The sequence below is a fragment of the Arthrobacter rhamnosi genome, assembly GCF_054510855.1.
Genome location: NZ_JBTNDT010000002.1, coordinates 1 through 14,674, shown reverse-complemented (window position 1 = coordinate 14,674; position 14,674 = coordinate 1). Strand labels below are relative to the sequence as shown.

Below are 14,674 nucleotides of genomic sequence, written 5' to 3'. Positions count from 1 at the left end.
CTTACAGCATACATTCCTCGAAGGGAATGTTCTGCGTCGGGTGAGGAGCAGGGATGAACAGCAGCCGATTGCCGGCAGCGGAATTCGAGGTCGAGGAAGTCGGGCGTGCTGTGCACTCCGCCGGTGGCCGGCAGGAACCCGACGCCGGGATGCTGCAGATCCTCTCGGCCGACGGGACCATGGCCGGCGGGCTGACGGCGGAGATCGCCGGCAGCACCATCGACTTCTCCCCGTACCTCTCGGCCTCCGACGCCGCGCACATGCGCTCGCTCTACCGCGACATGTTCCTGATCCGTCGCTTCGACCAGGAGTCCACGGCCCTGCAGCGCCAGGGCCAGCTCGCCCTCTGGGTGCCGCTGACCGGGCAGGAGGCCGCGCAGATCGGCTCCGGACGTGCCCTGGAGCCGCAGGACTACGCCTTCCCCACCTACCGGGAGCACGGCGTGGCCCTGACGCGCGGCGTCGAACTCCCGGACATCCTCCGCCTGTTCCGAGGCGTGACCAACGGCGGCTGGGATCCGCGCGAGCGGAACTTCCACCTCTACACGCTGGTGCTCGCGGCGCAGTCCCTGCACGCCGTCGGCTATGCGATGGGCATGCAGCGGGACCAGCTCGCCGACCCGTCCCTGCCGCCGGCGGCTTCCATCGCCTACTTCGGCGACGGGGCGAGTTCCGAGGGTGACATCCACGAGTCGATGGTGTTCGCCGCGTCCTTCAACGCCCCCGTCGTGTTCTTCTGCCAGAACAACCAGTGGGCCATCTCCGTCCCGTCCAGCGTCCAGACCCGGGTGCCCCTCGCCCAGCGGGCGGAGGGCTACGGGTTCCCGGGCATCCGCGTGGACGGCAACGACGTGGTCGCCGTCGAGGCCGTCACGCGCTGGGCGCTCGAACATGCCCGGTCCGGACAGGGCCCGGTCCTGATCGAGGCCTACACCTACCGCATGAGCGCCCACACGACCGCGGACGACCCGACGAAGTACCGGCTGTCACGCGACGAGCAGGAGTGGCAGCCCCGGGACCCCCTGGTGCGGCTCGAGTCCTACCTCCGGTCGGCAGGGATGGCGGACGATGCCTTCTTCGAGGAGCTCGGCGCGGAGGCCCGTGCCATGGCCACGGAGCTGCGCCAGGCCGTGCTGTCGATGACGGCGCCGGAACTCGCGGACCGTTTCGCCACGGTCTACGCAGAACCGCATCCGCTCGTCCAGGAGGAGCTGCGGTTCTTCCAGGAGTACGAGGCCGGGTTCGCCGATGAAGGGAAGCACGCCTGATGGCGACGATGACGATCGCGAAGGCGATCAACGAGGGGCTGCGGGCGTCGCTCGCGTCGGATCCGAAGACCCTGCTGATGGGTGAGGACATCGGGGAGCTCGGGGGCGTGTACCGCGTGACGGACGGCCTGAAGCGGGACTTCGGGGCGCTGCGGGTGGTCGACTCGCCGCTGGCCGAGTCCGGCATCATCGGCACGGCCATCGGCCTGGCCCTGCGCGGGTACCGTCCCATCTGCGAAATCCAGTTCGACGGCTTCGTCTTCCCGGGCTTCAACCAGATCACCACGCAGCTCGCCAAGCTGCGGACCCGCAGCGACGGCATGCTCAGCGCTCCCGTCGTCATCCGCATCCCCTACGGCGGCGGCATCGGCAGCGTCGAGCACCACTCGGAGTCCCCCGAGGCTCTCTTCGCGCACACGGCCGGACTGCGGATCATCACGCCGTCGAACCCCCAGGACGCCTACTGGATGATCCAGCAGGCCGTCACCTGCGAGGACCCCGTGATCGTCTTCGAGCCGAAGCGACGTTACTGGCTCAAGGGTGAGGTGGACACGTCCGCCCCCGCGGGGGACCCGTTCTCCGCCCAGGTCCTGCGCCGGGGAACGGACGCGACCGTCGTCGCCTACGGGCCGCTCGTCCCCGTGGCCCTCGCGGCTGCTGCGGCTGCGGAGACGGACGGCCGGAGCATCGAGGTCATCGACCTCCGCTCCATCTCGCCGATCGACTTCGACACCGTCACGGAGTCGGTCACGCGCACCGGCCGGCTGATCGTCGCGCACGAGGCTCCCACCTTCGGCGGCATCGGCGGTGAGATCGCCGCGCGGATCTCCGAGCGTGCCTTCCTGTCCCTCGAATCACCCGTCATCCGCGTGGGCGGCTTCCACATGCCCTACCCCGTGGCCCGTGTGGAGGAACAGTACCTGCCGGACATCGACCGCATCCTCGAGGCACTCGACCGTGCCTTCGCTTACTGAAGGACCATCATGACGCTCAATACGTTCAACCTGCCCGACGTCGGTGAGGGCCTCACCGAGGCAGAGATCGTGCAGTGGAAGGTGGCTCCCGGGGCTACGGTGTCCGTGAACGACGTCATCTGCGAGATCGAGACCGCCAAGTCCCTCGTCGAGCTCTCCTCGCCCTATGCGGGGACCGTCGCCGAACTGCTCGTGGCCGAGGGGGAGACCATCGAGGTCGGCACGCCGATCATCTCCGTCGAGGACTCCGCCGTCTCCGTGCCGGGTGTCGGCGGGAGTGACGGCGCAGCGCGCGGATCCCAGGACGGTGCAGCAGCTCCCGGGAACGGGGTGCAGGGCGGCGTGGACCACCAGCCGCCGGCACAAGGCCACGTGCCGGACGGCGAGCTGCCGGTGCCCGGCATGCCCGGCGAGCTCGGAGGGCTGGAGGCGGGTCACCCGGCCGGCCCGGGGGCCGACGCCCCCGAACCAGCCGCATCCGAAGCGGCCCCGGGTCCCCTCGTGGGCACCGGACCGAAGGCCGACGCCGTCAAGCGCCGGCCGCGGAAGGCGCCGGCAGCCGCCGGCGCCGGCACGGAGCTGCCGAGCCCTGCGGCGAATCCTCCGGCGAATCCTCCGGCGAATCCGACGGCAGGCACGTCTGCCGCGCAGCCCGCGGAGGCGGGCACGCCCTCGCGGAGCAATCCGCTCAACCAGCTGATCAACCGCGTCCTGGCGAAACCCCCGGTCCGCAAGGCAGCGCGCGACCTGGGCATCAACCTCGCCGACGTCCCCGCCACGGGATCCGCGGGGGAGGTCACGAAGCAGGACCTCATGAGCTACCAGTCGCAGCGCGACGCGGAGCAGGACGGGGCCGATTCCTTCTGGGCCGACCGCAAGCTCCTCGGCGGCGGGCGGATCGAGCGCATCCCGGTGAAGGGCGTGCGCAAGGCCACGGCGAAGGCCATGGTCCAGAGCGCCTTCACGGCCCCCCACGTCAGCATCTTCGTGGACGTCGACGCCTCCCGGACCATGGAATTCGTAAAGCGGCTCAAGGCATCCCGCGACTTCGAGGGCATCCGGGTCTCGCCCCTGCTCATCCTCTCCAAGGCCGTCATCTGGGCCGCGGCACGCAACCCGTCGGTCAACGCCACCTGGGCGGAGGACGAGATCCACGTGAAGCACTTCATGAACCTCGGCATCGCCGCCGCCACCCCGCGCGGCCTCATGGTCCCGAACATCAAGGACGCGCAGGACCTGTCCCTGAAGGAACTGGCGCTGGCCCTGAACGACCTCGCGACGACGGCGAGGGCGGGCAAGACGCAGCCGGCCCAGATGCAGGGCGGCACGCTGACCATCACCAACATCGGGGCACTCGGCATCGACACTGGAACGCCGATCATCAACCCGGGCGAGGTGGCGATCGTGGCGTTCGGCACGATCAAGCAGAAGCCCTGGGTGCTCGACGGCGAAGTCATCCCCCGCTGGATCACGACCCTGGGCGGCTCCTTCGACCACCGCGTGGTGGACGGCGACCTCAGTGCCCGTTTCATGGCCGACGTCGCCTCCATCCTCGAGGAGCCCGCACTGCTGCTCGACTAGCGGCGAATTTACCAGCAGGTGCCCGGCGGAGGGCCGCCCCGCTGACGCCTCGGCGGCAAGCGGAGGCCCGACGGCAAGCGCACGCCGGGCTTCCGCTTGCCGGGAATCAGGCCCGGCTCTCCTCGATCGCTGCACGCAGGATCGGTGCGAGGCGCCGGACGCCCTCGACGATGTCCTCGGGCGCCACGGCGCTGAAGGCGAGGCGCAGCTTGTTGGACGGCTCGTCCGACGGGGTGAAGGCGGCTCCGGGGATGAAGACCACGCCGGCGTCGATCGCCCTGTAGAGCAGGGGATAGGTGTCGATGCCCTCGGGAAGGGTGACCCAGACGAAGAATCCGCCGTCGGGGGTGGTCCAGTGGACCCCGTCGGGCAATTCCTCGGCCAGGGCGGTGAGCATGGCGTCGCACCGCTCGCAGTAGAGGCTGCGCATGGTGTGCAGGTGCCCGCGCCAGTCGTAGTCGGTGAGGTAGGCGGTCACCAGCATCTGCGTGAGGGGGGACGGGCAGAGCACCACGGCCTCGCAGGCGAGGTAGAACCGGCGGTAGAGGTGCTTGGGCACCAGGGCCCAGCCGAGCCTCACGCCGGGCGCGAAGATCTTCGAGAAGGAGCCCAGGTAGATGACGTCGTGGGGGTTGTCCGCGCGCATGGGCCGCAGCGGCTCGCCGTCGAAGCGCAGCATGCCGTAGGGGTTGTCCTCGAGGACGAGGATGTTGTGCGCGCGGCAGATGTCGACGACGCGCTGCCGGCGGTCCGCGGCCAGGGTGATGCCGCTCGGGTTGTTGAAGCTGGGGATCGTGTAGAGCATCTTGATCACCCGTCCCTGCGCCTCGAGCGCCGTGATGGTACGCTCCAGTTCATCGGGGATCAGGCCGTCGTCGTCCATGGGGACCGCGACGACGTCCACCTCGTACGCCTCGAAGGTGTTGAGCGCCCCGACATAGGTCGGGTCCTCGCAGAGGATGACGTCCCCCGGATTGCAGAAGACCTTGGCGGCGACGTCCTGGGCGGATTGCGACCCCGTGGTGATCACGACGTCGTCGGGGTCGACCCCCTCGATGCCCTCCGCCGCCATGACGTCGCAGACGAGCTGACGGAGTTGCTCCATGCCCTGCCCGCCGCCGTACTGGAGCGCCTCGAGGCCGTGCTCCGCGATGATCGTCTGGGCCGTGCGGCCGAGCTCCTCGAGCGGCAGGGACTTCAGGTACGGGCTGCCGCCTGCGAGGGAGACGAGCCCGGGGCGGATCGAGATGTCGAAGACGTCGCGTACGGCGGACTGCTTGATGTTCGCCGCCCGTACCGAGAAGAGCTGCTCGTGGCGGTTGTGCGAATCGACTGCCCGTTCGAGAGCTGCTTCGGTCTCGGCGGGCAGGAGGTCTGCGGAGGCTTCACTGGAGGACATCCCGCGAGTCTAGGCGCGGGTTCACCAAGAGGCAACAGCTGTTGACCAGAGGCGTCCGGTCGGCCTCGTGGGGATGCCCCAGCTCAGACCCAGCCCGCCTCGCGGGCCTTCAGGGCGGCCTGGAACCGGCTCTCCGCGTGGAGCGTTTCCAGCATCCAGGCGATGTGCCGACGACAGGTCCGCACGTTGATATCCAGGCGCCGTGCGATCGACTCGTCCGACAGGCCGTTCGCCAGTCCCTGGATAATCGAGCGCTGCAGGCTGCTCAGGGGCGACCCGACCTGGTCGGGAGCGAGGAAGGACTCGCTGAGTTCCCAGGCGATGTCGAACAGCTGCGTGAAGATGTTGATCAGGCTGTGGTCCCGAATGACCAGGGCGGCCTTGTCGTCCCGCGTCAGCTGGCGCGCCACCAGGGCCAGCTTGTCATCGAAGATGAGCATGCGCAGGGGGATGAAGGGCAGGACGCCGAATTCGCCGCCCCCGGCCGCGATCGCCTCGACGGCCTTGCGGGTCGGCACGTGGTCCCGCGTGCTCGTGTCGTAGAGCGTACGCCGTCGTACGCCGTTCTCCAGCAGTTCCAGGTCCTTGCGGACGCTCTCCTCGTGGACATCCGCCGTCGAGCCCTGTCCCGGCTGGGCGATGTAGACCTTCTCCGTGACGTCACGCCCGTAGTCGATGAGGACCCGGTGGATGAGGTGGGGGTCCTCGAGCGTCTCCACGGAGGTACTGGCGAGCACGTTCTTCCGCGCCTCGAGGAACGTGGGCAGGAGGCTGGAGAGTTCACGCCGCTGGCTGCTGATGCGCGACTTCAGTTCCTGCATGGCACGCTCGTCCGCGTCGACGAGGTCGGCGAGGGCGACGTCGGGGGACACCGCGACCAGTCCCGCGGCGCTGCCGGCCTGCGGGCTGAGCAGGCGGCGGTCGGAGAGGGCGGCGATGGCCTGGTCGATGCGGCGCAGGGTCAGGCCCAGCGCATCCGAGGCTTCGGAGCGGGTCCAGCCGGGATGTCCGACGGCGTACCGGTAGACCTCGAGCGACATCGCGTCCAGCATAGGCAGTCCTTGTCCGGGCCGCTGTGATGCCAGCGGCATCATTGCGCAGGAAAAAACATGACATGTCCAGTTAATGACAGATGAGCGTGGCAGGCAATTCCGGCAGGTCGCAAATCCTCATAATCCCCGTCGTTCCGCGGATTTACGGGGCGGAAAGCGGTTCACCGCCGGCTCGGGCAGCGAACCCGAGTCCTTTTGACGCCATGTCCACAAACGGCCATCCGTACTGCTGGACACTACCTGCACGGGCCGGACATTCTGGTGGAGCCGGTTCACGGGGAGGCACGAGAGGGGTCTCCCGCAGGAATCGGGCACTGCGGTGCAGGAGCAGCTCGACCGCCCGGACAGCGGGCAGGAAAGGATCGCGATGAAAAAGGTACTCGGTGCAACTGCGGGCCTGATGATCCTGGTCGGGGCTGCTGCACCGGCGGGCCAGTCGATCAGCGCAGCAAGCTGGGATTGGCCCAAGGGCGAGGTCGCAGCGAGTAGCTGGGACTGGCCCAAGTAACAGGAGGCCCCGGACTAGAGCCCGGAGGCCCCACCCAGAGCCCGCCCCAGCGGGGGTAATCACAGACCCTGAAGGAGAGAGCCATGAGCCAGTTGACCGCCGTTCGAACCGCCTCACGAATGGTCGTCAGCACTCAATGGTGGCATCTCTCCCTCTCGACGGGTGGCTTCGATGTAGCGGACGGCATCATCGAAGAGCTGGTCACCCCGCTGGTGGCGCAGGCCCAGGCACTCGGTGCCAAACGCTGGTATTTCACCCGGGTCGACGACGCGCCCACCGGCCAGGTTCGCCTTAGCATCCACGCTCATCCCCGTGTCCTCGAACGGCTCCGGGCCTTCCAGCGGGCACTCCAGGCACGCAGCGGAGGGAGATTCCCCCTGCTGGCGGTCCACCAGCAGTTCACGGCCCCGGTCAACAACACCTATTACTCAGGCGGCCAGGAGATGGCCGATCCGCAGCTCGAGGCGAACCTGGTCAAGTACGGCGGCGTCGAGGGCCTGCACCTCGCGGAGGAGGTATTCGAGCTCAGCTCGGAACTCGCGCTGTGGGCCACCGCGCGCTTCCCCCGGATGCAGAGCCGCTCCGCCCTCGGTGCACTTCTCCTGTTCGACGCCGCGGACAGCATGATGCGAGGACCGCACTCGGCCACGTGGCCCGACCGCCTCCGGCTCTCCTGGGATGCCTACTGGGACGGCCACCTCCGGACCTGTACCGCCGACGTCGGCCCCCGCGCCCCGGGCGTGCGCGAGGCGATGACCCTGCGCGTCGCCACCAAGTCGACGGGCTTCCATGCCCTGATGGCGGCGACGGCTGCGGAGTCCACCGTGCACAACTGGCGGCGCCGGTGGGTCCGGTCCCTCGATACCTACCTGTACCGCGCGGACAAGGTCCGCGTGAGCCGCAGTGCGCAGCATCTCACCGTGTACCAGGCGCACATGACGCTCAACCGGCTCGGTTTCGTTGCCCGGGAGGAGGCCGCCCTGGGACTGTATGCACGGACCTGGCAGCCGCTGACCGAGCTCGCCGGACCTCGTACCGCTCCATCGTCCCGTTCGGAACTCTCAAGCGGAAGGACTGCACCATGAACTCCAGGAACACCATCGTGCTGGCACTTGACGATGCCGACCTCTCGGACGCCCTCGGGTGTTCCTCGGAGGCCGTCGAATCCATGCAGAACGACGGCGTCCTCGAGTCCCAGGGTCAGCTCTGGGAGATCGGTCCGGCCAGGGACTACCTGCGTGACGCCGCCTGGGCCGACAGCCTCTGGCACTGACCGGCACTCGACAGCGGCAACTGCAGGCAGGAACCAGCACCGGAGACGGACGGGCAGCAGAAACGACAGGACGCCGGCGCGGAATGCGCCGGCGTCCTGCTGCGTGATCCTGCTGGGGGTCCTGCTGCGTCAGTCCAGTCGGGTGGCGTGGATCAGGCCGCGACGGGTGCGGTTGCCCCGGCAAGGGCGGACAGCACATCGGACACCTGGCCGGCGACCTCCGAATCGTCCTTCGGGTGCAGTTCGGCGAAGCGCGTGATGGAACCGCCGATGGACAGCTTGGCGTCCTCGAGGACGGAGGCGCCTGCGACTGAGAGGGCGCGGCGGGCCTCGTCGTGGGCCCAGACGCCGCCGTACTGGCCGAAAGCGGAACCGATGACGGCAGCGGGCTTGCTCGAGATGGCACCGGCTCCGTACGGGCGCGACAGCCAGTCGATGGCGTTCTTCAGGACGGCGGGCATGGTGCCGTTGTACTCGGGGGAGACGAGGAGGAGGGCGTCGGCGTCGGCAGCGGCTGCGCGGAGAGCGTCGGCCGCCTTCGGGCGGTCCGCGTCGTTGTCGATGTCCTCGTTGTAGAACGGGACGTCGCTGAGGGCGTCGAAGGTGACGACGTCGACGGCGTCGGGCGCGTGCTCCGCGGCCGCCTCGGCGAGCTGGCGGTTGATGGAGCCCTCGCGCAGGCTGCCGACGAGGGTCAGGATCGTGGTGGACATCTGTACTCCCAGGGATATGTGACCTCGCGGTCGGGCTGAAGGGGAACGCAGCTGAGGCGTCTGCAGAGTACAAGCGGACCGCGGTCCGTTTTATTCCGTGGCTATAGTTGCGGCATGCAGGGCAGGGGGATGATCCGGATTCCGGGAGACGACGGGGAGCGCACGGATGCGGCGCGCAACCGCCGCCTCCTCCTCGATGCCGCAGCCGAGATCGTCGCCACCTGTGGCCCGGACAAGCTGACCACCGACGCGGTGGCGCGTCGTGCGGGTGTCGGCAAGGGGACGGTGTACCGGAGGTTCGGCAATCGGGCGGGCCTGCTGCATGCCCTCGCCGACGAGGCCGGCCGCTCCTTCCAGTCGGCGTTCATGGCGGGCCCTCCTCCCCTGGGGCCGGGTGCTCCGCCGCTCGATCGCCTCATCGCCTTCGGTGAGGCGAGCATCGGGCGGATGCGCTTCGAGGGGCAGATCCTCCGCGCCGCAGAGCAGCGGGGCGGGGCGGACCTCGAGCACCCGACGCAGCAGCTCACCCGCCTGCACCTGTCCATGCTGCTGCGGGAGGCCGGTGTCCAGGATCCGGAGCTGGCCGCGTACCAGCTGGCTGCCTTCCTCAACGCCGCACTCCTGCTCCATCTGCAGGAGAACCGGGGCATGACCGATGCCCGGCTCACCGCCTCGTGGCGGGTCCTCGTCACCGCCCTGGCTGCCGGTCCGGGCCTCCGGTAGCCGCCCGGTGACTGGGCCCCTCGTAATCACGGAGTGAGGACATTGGCTTCGAGAAAGCTGCAGGGTAAGGAATTAGGTGTTCCTCCCGGGAAGCCGGCTTCTTGACTGCGGGGGAGGAACCCACCGCCACGATCGCGTTCCGGCAATGTCTCCGACTGAATCGTGCGTACCGTCTCCGGCAACAGCCAAGTAGTCCCAGTGTGCGCCCTGCTCCTCCACATCACCGCATTCGGGCGCATTGCCGGCATAGGGGCCCGTCCGGAAGCGGGCGGTGGAGCGCACACTTCCGGGCGCGCTTGTGCGGGGTGGTTATGGTGGGGTACAGGGGAAGGAAGTAGGTGCACGTGAATACAGCTCACTGGACCACCAGTCGCTTGCTCAGCACGGCCGCCCGACTGAACGGCCACACCACCAACATGCGCTTGGTGAATCTGGGTGTCACCCAATCGAGTGCGACGACGCTGAAAGCCTTGGCCGACAGCGGCCCGATCAGCCAGACGCACCTCGCCGACCTGGTGCATGTGCAGTCCCGAACCATGGGGAAGGTTCTTGAGAAGCTCGAAGTCAAAGGCCTCGTCTCACGGCTCCGCAACGTCGGGGACGGGCGCTCGAACCGGACCTGCATCACGACCGAAGGGATGGCACTTCTGACCCGCATCGACCACGCGTCACCGAGCTCCGCCGCGTCTGCCTGTCCCTTGAACGAAGCGCTCCGCAGCCAACTGATCCGCATCATCACAGCTCTTCACCCTTGAACCCTGCCGGGCCAGACCCGGCCTGGCCGACGGCACCTCTGCCCGCAAGCCCCTGAGAGGCCCGTAGCGTACAGCGGATTCCTTCCGTAGCCGAGTTTGCGCACCAACCAAACGGAGATCCAATGCGACATCCAGCCCCGAAATTTCCTCCCACCCCAGATCGACGTTCGGATTCGCATCCGTCGCCTGCGCCCGTCAGTCTGGTCGGGTCCCTCCAGGACGTCCGCACCTCCCTTGCAGGGGATGTGCTGGCTTTCCTGGCAGCCACCACGCCAACCCCACCGCTGCCATCCAGTGATGTCGTTCCGGAGGATCAGACCGATCAACATGGCAACGAACGGCAAGCTCTTCTTCGGGCAGCGATTACCGATCTCAAGGTGATGGACGTTCGGCTCTATCACGACCGCCACTAGGACATCATCCTCGGAGAAGGCGGCCCGCGATGGGGCCTTGGGTGGCAGGCGCATACTGAGGCCATGACCGCCCATCCGAGCTGGTAGCGGCAGGTACAAAAGGTGCGCTACGTACCTATCTGCACCACCACTGCGACGGATCGTCGCAGTCACCATATCCGACGAAGGAGGCGAAAAGCTGATGCACATCTCCACACGTCACAGGATCGAACGGCCAACAGCTAGCAGTGTTCGTACTTGCCGTTCGGCTGGGCCGGGGTCGACCTCGCGGCTGCCCGGCCAGGGCGATTCTGCAGTGTCCACCGCCGGGGTGCAGGGATCAGCTCCGGTATCCGGCACGCCGATCGTTGTCAGCCGCGTCGGACGCCGTGTCAGGACAGAAATGGGGCACCTGATCGAGCGTGCCAGTGGGTCCGTATATCGAAGGTTCCCATGCTGATGATTACCGAACCCCACTCCGCTTCCGCGCCTGCGCATGAGCGTCTTCCGATACTCGTCGCAGTGCGCGGTGCTTCCTCGCTGAATCCCGCCCTCGAGTGGGCTGCGCGTCGTGCACGTGATACCGATCGTGCCCTGATGCTCGTTCACGCTGTTCCTAGCGCGGACCTGATGCCGCCCGGCACCCGGTACGAGCCCATCGTTGAGCGCGGTGAGGCTCTTCTGCAGGCCGAAGCTGCGCGCATCGAAGCACGACTACCTGGCCTGAGGACGACCACCTATCTGCATAGCGGAGATGTCATCCACGCTCTGGTGGGCCTGTCTGCAGGAGCCTCGCTGCTCGTCGTCGGAGCGGACAGGATGAACACCCAGACGGGCGTCTTCCAGGGATCCGTGGCAATCGAGGTTGCCCTGGGGTCAGGAGCTCCCGTGCTCATCGTCCCTCCCGGTCACCGCGGCGGTGGTCAGAACGGAACAGGCCCCGGTCACGTCGTCACGGGAGTCGACGGATCCGCGGAGTCCTACGAAGCGTTGAGACGAGCAGCTTTTGAAGCGAATCGGATGCGGACGCCCCTGAGGGTCGTGGTGGCAGTTCGCCCGTCCTCGCCTGTCGACGAGGCGCGCACGGTCAGCACATCGGCGATTCTCGCAGCGCTCCGGACTGCCTATCCATCCCTGATTGTGAGTTGGATCGTCGATACGGTCCACGCTCCTGCCCGAGCCCTGGCTCGACACAGCCGTGACGCCTCGCTGCTGGTCATCGGGCGACACGGGAGAGGCGCAAGTTCAGGCATCGGACTCGGATCTGTCGCCCACGCAGTTCTGCTCCGGCCACCCTGCCTGACCCTCGTGATTCCGTCGCCAAATCCGACGGTCGAGAACCGCCGTCTCGGCGTACCTGCCCGTGAGCACGTTCCAACGTCTGAGCCGAAACCCCTCGTCCGCCGCGCGCAATCCACAACGGCAGCGACTGACTAGGTCCCTGAGGCAAGCTTGAGCAGTGATTCTGTCGGGGTTACTACACGTGAGGGTCCGAGGCCCTGGTGTCTTCGCCGGCAGCTTTATCCGTCACCGCCGACGACTTGTCCCATGTCAGCTCCCATCGACAGCCGACAGGGCCGGACGTCGAACAACTCCTGTCCTAGGTTCCGTTGCTACCCTTTCCACGGGATTGCTGACCGTAAATCTCTTGCAGAAGGGAGATGGCGTCCCTGAGGGCCTGCGGTGGGTCTGTTTTGAGCCAAGCTGCGTAAACGAGGACGGGTGTTGCGTCTCGTACGGGCCGGTAGACGACGCCGCGCCTGCGGTATTGATGTGCAGTCGATTCCGCGGTGATCCCTCGGGCTTTACCGCTGCCGATGACAGTGAGCCAATCGTCAACGTCGTCGGTGTTGATCGTCTCCTGAGGTTGCTTTCCTTCGGGCCATAGGTCGAGGCGGGTGCTGCCTGTGCGCTGATCGATTGCTACCGGTCGGGTTGCGATCTCGGTGAGAGTAACACTGCGTTTGCTGGCCAACGGGTCTTCGACGGACATGGCGCAGTAACGTTTCTCAGACCCGATAACTTCGACGTCGAGTGCTGTCAGATCCGGGGTGCGTCGCAGGATCGACAGGTCGCTGGTGCCGTCGCTGAGCCCTGCGGTAGGAGTGTTGGATCTGATCAGGCGTAGCTCGAGATGCGGGAACGATACTGCCCATCGGTGCGGGAGTTCCGGAGTGTGTTTCCCCACAGCGGACCAGGCGTAGCCCATCCGGACTGTGTCGGTGCACGCTGATGCTTCCTGACGGAGGTCGGAGACGACCGTCAGCGCGCGACGTGCATACCGAATTATTCGCTCGCCTGCAGGGGTAAGCTCCGTACTCCGCGTGGTCCGATGCAGCAAGCGCACGCCCAGGGCGGTTTCGAGTGCGGCCACATTACGGGACACAGCTGTTTGCGAGATGCCCAGCTGTATCCCGGCATCGGTGAAGGTACCGGTGTCGATAACTCCGACAAAGCAGCGCAGGTGACGCAATTCGATATCCACACCTTCCACCCTATTGATGCGTAACGCGCATGAGTAGGCGTTTCCATGCATTTTGAGCTGGTTCCGCTTCCACGCAAGCTTCATCCATGACCACCAAACAAGAGGCAGCTGTCGCGCGCGGGCATCGCGCATCAGGCATTGCGGTAGCCATGGTTGGAGCGTTATCCAATCAGCTCGGTGCTGCCAGCGGCTCTCTCGCCTTTCCGATCATTGGCCCGATCGGCGTCGTCGCTGTCCGACAACTTGTCGCAGCGGTCATCCTGCTACCCCTGGTCCGGCCCAGGGTATGGACACTGACGCGTTCTCAATGGTGGCCGGTCCTGCTGCTGGCCGTGGTGTTCGGCACGATGAACCTTTCCCTCTACTCATCAATAGACCGCATCGGCCTGGGCCTGGCCGTCACTCTGGAATTCCTTGGACCTCTGGCTGTTGCCCTAATGAGCTCGCGCACGAGAAGCAGCGGGATCTGCGCCGTCGTCGCTGGCGTGGGCGTCCTCGCTATCACTCGGCCCGAGCCTTCAACCGACTTCATCGGGATAGGGTTGGGCCTCCTCGCCGCAAGTAGCTGGGCCGCATACATCCTGCTCAACAAGACCATCGGGACCCGGATACCCGGGGTCCAAGGGACGGCAACGGCGACAGGCGTGTCCGCCGTTCTCTTCCTGCCGATCATCGTCTGGGTCCTGATCAACTATCGACCTGATGCCTTCACTGTTCTGTGCGCCGTGGGCGCCGGCGTCCTCGCCTCCACCGTGCCCTTCGTTGCAGACCTGATCGCCCTACGACGGGTTCCTACGAGCCTGTTCGGGGTTCTCATGAGCCTGCACCCGGTCCTTGCCGCGCTCATCGGCGTGCTGCTGCTGCACGAAACGCTCGGAGTCATTCAATGGGCAGGACTGGCACTCATCGTCATCGCGAACATCACCGCCCTCCTGATGACACCCTCACCTGCCACTGCATCAGCTCGCATCACTCCGATGACTGATCGGCCCCGCCCGCAAGGAATGTCCCGTGATTAGCGGACTGTAGGCCGCCGTGGTTGTTCTGTTCTTCGCAGGTAGCGGCAGGCTCTCCACCCCTCGACACCAACCAGTTAACTTTCAGACCTGGGCATGGAACCACCTCTGGTTCAACGTCAGGCGAGGACTGACGATACTTAACGATCATGGCCCCATCTACCTCATCTCCCGCACGGCCGATGGACTAACAACTAGTTGTGCAACTGACGCAGGCTTATGACAGGGGATACTGGGTTCTTCACCTGACTCGTTCGAGGGTGCGGCCGATAGTCGACGGGCGTGCTTGATGCTCCGATGGAGGTCCAGTGGTGATTTGGGTGGGTTGGTGTTCGTGGGCCGATGACTTGGACCTGACGCCGAGCTCTCGCAACTGCTTCTACTCCCGTGCTTCAAACGCCGATAACCTATCTTATGTCAGGTAGAACAGTGATTATTGCATGTGATGCAATACCCCCTCCCCGGCTTCGGCCCCTTGGCGGCGGGACTTCGTGGACCGGCAAAAGAGTCGCTGAGCTGCAGAAATGCTTCCCTG

At 66.5% G+C, this 14,674-nt stretch carries 14 protein-coding genes; 10 read left to right on the top strand and 4 right to left on the bottom strand.

Annotated elements, in window-relative coordinates; genetic code table 11:
• Window positions 1–53: 53 nt before the first annotated feature.
• The 3 genes from pdhA to ACX80I_RS04385 are packed head-to-tail and all read left to right on the top strand — an operon-like array spanning window position 54 to window position 3,823.
• A complete protein-coding gene (pdhA, locus tag ACX80I_RS04395) occupies window positions 54–1,268 on the top strand; it encodes a pyruvate dehydrogenase (acetyl-transferring) E1 component subunit alpha (RefSeq protein ID WP_459343928.1) in 1,215 nt (404 codons plus the stop codon).
• Window positions 1,268–2,242 (top strand): alpha-ketoacid dehydrogenase subunit beta, encoded by a 975-nt coding sequence (locus tag ACX80I_RS04390; protein ID WP_459343927.1) that lies wholly within the window; start codon window positions 1,268–1,270, stop codon window positions 2,240–2,242. Before pdhA ends, ACX80I_RS04390 begins: the two co-directional genes overlap by 1 nt.
• Before the next feature lie 9 nt (window positions 2,243–2,251).
• Window positions 2,252–3,823 (top strand): dihydrolipoamide acetyltransferase family protein, encoded by a 1,572-nt coding sequence (locus ACX80I_RS04385; protein ID WP_459343926.1) that lies wholly within the window; start codon window positions 2,252–2,254, stop codon window positions 3,821–3,823.
• Window positions 3,824–3,929: 106 nt separating this feature from the next.
• Here ACX80I_RS04385 and ACX80I_RS04380 read toward each other — a convergent pair whose 3' ends face one another.
• Window positions 3,930–5,222 carry an aminotransferase-like domain-containing protein gene (locus tag ACX80I_RS04380; protein WP_459343925.1) on the bottom strand — a complete coding sequence of 431 codons (1,293 nt, stop codon included), beginning with the start codon at window positions 5,220–5,222 and terminating at the stop codon, window positions 3,930–3,932.
• 83 nt (window positions 5,223–5,305) lie between these two features.
• The gene (locus ACX80I_RS04375) at window positions 5,306–6,274 is read right to left on the bottom strand and encodes a helix-turn-helix transcriptional regulator (protein WP_459343924.1); all 969 of its coding nucleotides are present in this window, start codon (window positions 6,272–6,274) and stop codon (window positions 5,306–5,308) included.
• Window positions 6,275–6,641: 367 nt separating this feature from the next.
• On the opposite strand from ACX80I_RS04375, the gene ACX80I_RS04370 reads away from it, so the two are divergent.
• The 3 genes from ACX80I_RS04370 (at window position 6,642) to ACX80I_RS04360 (ending at window position 8,055) form a co-directional block, all read left to right on the top strand.
• Window positions 6,642–6,782, top strand: coding sequence for a hypothetical protein (locus tag ACX80I_RS04370; RefSeq protein WP_459343923.1), 141 nt, complete (start codon window positions 6,642–6,644; stop codon window positions 6,780–6,782).
• A gap of 83 nt (window positions 6,783–6,865) precedes the next feature.
• On the top strand, window positions 6,866–7,867 hold the full coding sequence (locus ACX80I_RS04365) for a lantibiotic dehydratase C-terminal domain-containing protein (RefSeq protein WP_459343922.1): 1,002 nt from the start codon (window positions 6,866–6,868) through the stop codon (window positions 7,865–7,867).
• Complete coding sequence (locus tag ACX80I_RS04360; protein WP_301225027.1) at window positions 7,864–8,055, top strand: hypothetical protein; 192 nt, start codon at window positions 7,864–7,866, stop codon at window positions 8,053–8,055. The genes ACX80I_RS04365 and ACX80I_RS04360 overlap by 4 nt, the downstream gene beginning before the upstream one ends.
• Window positions 8,056–8,207: 152 nt before the next feature.
• Here ACX80I_RS04360 and ACX80I_RS04355 read toward each other — a convergent pair whose 3' ends face one another.
• The gene (locus ACX80I_RS04355; protein ID WP_459343921.1) at window positions 8,208–8,768 is read right to left on the bottom strand and encodes an NAD(P)H-dependent oxidoreductase; all 561 of its coding nucleotides are present in this window, start codon (window positions 8,766–8,768) and stop codon (window positions 8,208–8,210) included.
• A 114-nt stretch (window positions 8,769–8,882) separates the two neighbouring features.
• Here ACX80I_RS04355 and ACX80I_RS04350 point away from each other — a divergent pair, with 114 nt between their 5' ends.
• The 3 genes from ACX80I_RS04350 to ACX80I_RS04340 all read left to right on the top strand — a co-directional run bounded on the left by ACX80I_RS04350 (window position 8,883) and on the right by ACX80I_RS04340 (window position 12,075).
• Window positions 8,883–9,491 carry a TetR/AcrR family transcriptional regulator gene (locus tag ACX80I_RS04350; RefSeq protein ID WP_459343920.1) on the top strand — a complete coding sequence of 203 codons (609 nt, stop codon included), beginning with the start codon at window positions 8,883–8,885 and terminating at the stop codon, window positions 9,489–9,491.
• Between the two features lie 344 nt (window positions 9,492–9,835).
• Window positions 9,836–10,246: a MarR family winged helix-turn-helix transcriptional regulator gene (locus ACX80I_RS04345; protein ID WP_459343919.1), complete on the top strand. Its 411-nt coding sequence runs from the start codon at window positions 9,836–9,838 to the stop codon at window positions 10,244–10,246.
• A gap of 845 nt (window positions 10,247–11,091) precedes the next feature.
• On the top strand, window positions 11,092–12,075 hold the full coding sequence (locus ACX80I_RS04340) for a universal stress protein (RefSeq protein ID WP_459343918.1): 984 nt from the start codon (window positions 11,092–11,094) through the stop codon (window positions 12,073–12,075).
• Between the two features lie 163 nt (window positions 12,076–12,238).
• Here ACX80I_RS04340 and ACX80I_RS04335 read toward each other — a convergent pair whose 3' ends face one another.
• Window positions 12,239–13,123: a LysR family transcriptional regulator gene (locus ACX80I_RS04335; RefSeq protein ID WP_459343917.1), complete on the bottom strand. Its 885-nt coding sequence runs from the start codon at window positions 13,121–13,123 to the stop codon at window positions 12,239–12,241.
• An 86-nt stretch (window positions 13,124–13,209) separates the two neighbouring features.
• On the opposite strand from ACX80I_RS04335, the gene ACX80I_RS04330 reads away from it, so the two are divergent.
• Window positions 13,210–14,142: an EamA family transporter gene (locus ACX80I_RS04330; RefSeq protein ID WP_459343916.1), complete on the top strand. Its 933-nt coding sequence runs from the start codon at window positions 13,210–13,212 to the stop codon at window positions 14,140–14,142.
• The last annotated feature ends 532 nt before the right edge of the window (window positions 14,143–14,674 follow it).